Below are 511 nucleotides of genomic sequence, written 5' to 3'. Positions count from 1 at the left end.
GTTCACCACGTTGTTGCTGCCGTCCATCACACCCGATCACCCCTTCGCCTCCCGCCGCCTGGTCCCCGTGGTCGTGCCCGGCATGGTGCTGCTCGGCGTGTGGGGCCTGCGCTGGGTGCTCGCCCAGGCCCGCAGGAGGGGGTACGGCCCGCGGGTGCGGCGCGGCCTGGCCACGGCAGGGGTCGTGCTGGTCCTGGTACCGCCCGCCTTCGTGTCCGGCGGCACCGCCTTCACGCCGGTCGAGCGCGGCGAGGCCGCCGCCGTCGCCGGCCTGTGCGCGGCCATCCCCCCCGACGCGTCGGTGCTGCTCGTGGAACGGGTCACCGGCGACCGCTTCGCCCAGGTCGTTCGTGGTCTGTGCGGTGTACCTGCGGCCCGCGTCCGCATGCTCTCCACCATCGACAAGGAGGTGGCCCAGGCCGCCGATGTCAGGCGCCTGATGACCCGCATCCGCCAGGCGGGCCGCCGCCCGGTCCTGCTCGCCGCCGCCCAGGCCCAGCTCATCCGCTAC

General features: G+C 75.0%; 1 pseudogene. It reads left to right on the top strand.

Annotation, left to right across the window (positions count from 1 at the left end):
* Positions 1–511, top strand: a pseudogene (locus C1I98_RS42455) (hypothetical protein); the annotation flags it as partial.

The sequence above is a fragment of the Spongiactinospora gelatinilytica genome (genome assembly GCF_003236385.1).
Taxonomy (GTDB): Bacteria; Actinomycetota; Actinomycetes; order Streptosporangiales; family Streptosporangiaceae; genus Spongiactinospora; species Spongiactinospora gelatinilytica.
Note: the sequence above shows the minus strand (reverse complement) of the source record. Positions and strands in the feature narration are given on the sequence as shown.